Origin of the sequence: uncultured Anaerococcus sp. (assembly GCF_963510915.1) — a bacterium.
Lineage (GTDB): Bacteria > Bacillota > Clostridia > Tissierellales > Peptoniphilaceae > Anaerococcus.
The window spans coordinates 1-3,686 of sequence record NZ_CAUPHG010000126.1; the positions used below are offsets into that span (position 1 = coordinate 1).

A 3,686-nucleotide genomic window follows, 5' to 3' on the forward strand; every position below is an offset into this window, starting at 1 on the left:
TTTAGATCCTGAAGATTTATAACTTCTTTTGCTGAAACTTTTTCTATATTTTTTTTAGCATCAAAAGTAACAGGTATAAAACTATAATGCATGTGAGGAGTAACTTCATCCATATGAACATGAGCAGAAATACAATTCTCTTTTCCATAACGATTATTTAAAAAGTCATAAGTATTTTTGAAAAATTCTTTTTGTTTTTCTGGATTGTTTTTGATTTCTTCTGGAACAGTAACAACCCAAGAGCACATTGTATTGACGTCTTTTCTGTTGAGACATTTTACCTGAGAAAGACGATCGTGATATAGGTCAAGTTGTGTCTTATCGGACTGATGTAAATTATAATTTTGATCTGATTTCTCTGTGTCAATATTTTGATTTTTAAACTTGATATAATTTCCATCAGCATCATGTTGGCGTTCATAGTGGGCGAATAAATGACCGACAGCAGAGCGAGTATATTTTTGCACATTAGCCATAGTTTTTGCATCTCCTTTCTGTATTAATTATAGCACATTTTAAGAGTATTAGCAACCAATATATATTTTGGTGTAGCAAGTTGTACCAAAACTTCGTTTTGACTTGCGGGGGCTTTGCCCCTCGACCCCTTTTAGTTTGTATTAGTTCTATAAATTCATCAAGATAAATTTAAAATATTTAATACAAACATTGAGGACTTTGTCCTCAAAACTCCTACAAACTTTTTGAAAAAAAGCTTGACCAAAAACCTCTCGTTCGCCGCTTAAGGCAGAAAGGGGACAAGCCCCTTTTATTAGACAGCCTATGTCGCTTCAAAAAGTACAAGAGGCAAGCGGTTGTATTTTTCGCAAGCTCAAAATCTCCACCGGCAAGTATGCCCTCTTGACTTTTTTTTCGCTCCGTGCAGATACAAAAAAGCAAAATATAAAAATTTTATTTTATATTTGAATTATTAAAAAATTTCTTATCAATGAATTTAATTATATCAATAAAAACAAATAATCCAACAATTAATAAAATTATTTCTCCAACTATTATAAACTCTTTATAATTTATAAACTTTTTCGTCCTACCAATTAAAACTAAAATAATTCCTAACAAAAAATAAATTCTTTTTTTCATTTTTTATCCTTTCTTTCTAATATAATTTGATGTATAATTAAATAAAGGGGGTTTTTCATTATGAGAAAAATAAAGATTTCTGTTTTAATTTTAGCACTTATTCTATCTATTTTCAATCAAAATATATATGCTGCATCAAACAAAATAGATAGAAATATTACTAATGACGAAGCAAGTATTTTAAGAGCACCTGGAGATTACGGCCACTATTATACTCATAAAGTAATAAGAAGAAGAAGAGTAGACACAGTGCATGAATTTATAGGTTATGTAGAAGGTTGTGATACTTGGTCTCACACAAGCGAATATGAACTTACATCTGAAAATGATTCTAGCATTAGCTTTACATTTAGATATAAAGATGTAGAAGTTGAATTTAGAGTATCATATCCTATAAGTTTAGGTAGACATATTCCTGCCGATCCAAATAGACTAAGCAAACTAGGTTTATTTGCTGATTTTGATGTTTATAAAGAAAAAGTTCTTTGGGAAGAACATGATAATGGTAAAATTGTAAAAACTTGGACTACTGAAGATAACTATGTTCCTGAGATAATTGAAGATTCAAAATCTCTTGAAGTAGTCTATAGATAAAAATAAAGCCTATTTAGATAGGCTTTATTTTTTTATATTTCTTAAAATATTTAGATCATTTTCTTCTCTAATTTTATTTCGTCTTGAACACAAATAGTTATTAAAATATATCGTATTTGTTGAAGCAATTAAAAAATAATCTTGCTTGTCTAGTTCTATAATTTTATCCATAAAGTCAGAATATTCTGTCAAGTCTGATTCTTTAATAAACTTAGTAAGTTCTAATTTTATTCTAGAAACTTCTGAAGAGCTTAAATCAGAATAGTCAGCAATATCAAATCCATTTATAAAACTAATATCTTTTTCATCGTACTGAAACTTCTCTGGATTATCCTTGTGTGTGAAATATCTATAAAGTCCCCTCACACTGTCGATCGGCAAAGGTATAGGCTGATTGAGTTCATCAGTCAGCTTTTTCACAGCGTTGCCTGTAGTAGGACCCTCATAACATAAAATCAAATGATAGTGAGGTTTTTTAACTTCCTCAGTTCCAGGATTGATGTCCTTATCGTGCAAAGGACTTACTGCAATTTCTAGTCCAGTTCTTTGCAAAATGTCTCTCCAGTCTTCTGGAGCTGACTCAGGATATAGGACAAAAGTCCAATATCTTTTTTTAATTTTTTCATACTTGAATGTTGCTTTTTTTTCTTCCATGTGTTATAATTTTAGTGATGATAAATAAAACAATAAGGCCTTGGCTTGAGACTGTTTGCAGACAGTCTCTTTTTTTTTATTTAAAAACTATTTTCAACCTTTTCGTACATCATATTAATAGCCTGTTCAACAACATCTGTTTTATTAACTTGCTCGCCTGTTTGAATTTGAAGCAAGGCTTGCAATTTTAATATTTTATCTTTGATGTCATTATCAAGAGAAAAACTAGTTCTATATTCTTTTTTTAATTTTTTTATCACTATAACTCTCCTTTCCTATTTTCTTTGCCTTATATTTTTATCATACATCAAAAAGCGATTGAAGTCAAGGCTTTTTTTTGCCTATAATTTTTGAATTTTTAAAAATCCTAGTTTTTGTTGATATTTCAATATTTTTGGCGTGTTGGTGTTGGCTCTTCGTTCACATGTCACAAGTCACCCATAGGGGGGCGGTCGTAGTGCGCCCCCCTCGTGAATAAAAAAAAGCTTATTTTTTATATAAAAAAAAGTCCAAATAAAATTGGACTTAATTAATTTAAACTTAACTTTTATTAAAAAAAAGTTTAGTTTATCTTTCTCTTTCATTTGCGATTGACTTGGCTGCTATTTCTTGAGCAGCCTTAGCAACCTCTTGAGCCACCTTAACGACTAAATCTTTAGGCATTTTATCAAGTATTTTTTCTTTTAAGTCAAGAGTCTTTTCAAGGCTCTTAACTTTATCTTGAAGATTTGAAAGTTCTGTAGCGTTCTTGATTTGCTCTTCAAGAGTTGGAGCTTGTCTATCCAGACGGTCTATCTCCAAATCTTTTTTATTGATTTGTGATTCCAAATCAACAACTTTAATTTGAAGCCTAGCACCTTTAATTGCTCCATTAGCCAAGTCTTTTAACTCTTGTTTATTTATGCCTTTAATAGTTCCAAAAGGTGTAACCTGAGCTTTATTATAAATAGCTTTGATTTCATCTTCCCTAAGGTTATAGCCTTTAACTTTATTAGAAATATTATTAAACTGTACTGTAACTATATCTTTTTTGCCCTTAATAGCTTCTAATTCTTTCTTAACAGAGTCTTTTTCGTTTTTAAGTAGTTGTATATCCTTTTTAGCTTTTTCATTCTCTATGCTTAAATTAGAAGCAATAGCACGTTGCTCTGTGAGTTGTCTGTTTGTTTCTGCTTGTAATTCTTTTATAGATTTATTTCCTTGCTCTTTTGTTTCTTCGGTGATGATTGACAACTGCATTTGCATTTGTTGTTGCAAATAATTTTGCAAATCTGGGTGAAAAGTTTTTAGATCCTGAAGATTTATAACTTCTTTTGCTGAAACTTTTTCTATATTTTTTT

The 3,686-nt window shown here is 30.2% G+C and carries 6 protein-coding genes; 1 reads left to right on the plus strand and 5 read right to left on the minus strand.

The annotated features are described in order from the left end of the window. Both mobV and RQ893_RS08480 read right to left on the minus strand, forming a co-directional pair. Window positions 1-476, minus strand: a 476-nt coding sequence (gene mobV / locus RQ893_RS08475; RefSeq protein ID WP_311482582.1) for a MobV family relaxase, incomplete at its 3' end; no start/stop codon positions are given. Between the two features lie 433 nt (window positions 477-909). After that, window positions 910-1,098, minus strand: coding sequence for a hypothetical protein (locus RQ893_RS08480; protein WP_311482583.1), 189 nt, complete (start codon window positions 1,096-1,098; stop codon window positions 910-912). Between the two features lie 60 nt (window positions 1,099-1,158). Between RQ893_RS08480 and RQ893_RS08485 the strand changes: the two genes are divergently transcribed. Then, on the plus strand, window positions 1,159-1,692 hold the full coding sequence (locus tag RQ893_RS08485; protein ID WP_311482584.1) for a hypothetical protein: 534 nt from the start codon (window positions 1,159-1,161) through the stop codon (window positions 1,690-1,692). 24 nt (window positions 1,693-1,716) lie between these two features. Here RQ893_RS08485 and RQ893_RS08490 read toward each other — a convergent pair whose 3' ends face one another. The 3 genes from RQ893_RS08490 to RQ893_RS08500 form a co-directional block, all read right to left on the minus strand. Then, window positions 1,717-2,346 carry a replication protein gene (locus RQ893_RS08490; RefSeq protein ID WP_311482585.1) on the minus strand — a complete coding sequence of 210 codons (630 nt, stop codon included), beginning with the start codon at window positions 2,344-2,346 and terminating at the stop codon, window positions 1,717-1,719. Window positions 2,347-2,426: 80 nt separating this feature from the next. After that, window positions 2,427-2,606, minus strand: a complete 180-nt coding sequence (locus RQ893_RS08495) for a hypothetical protein (protein WP_311482586.1) — start codon at window positions 2,604-2,606, stop codon at window positions 2,427-2,429. A gap of 307 nt (window positions 2,607-2,913) precedes the next feature. Next, window positions 2,914-3,686: hypothetical protein (locus RQ893_RS08500; RefSeq protein WP_311482587.1), on the minus strand; the 773-nt coding region annotated here is incomplete at its 5' end.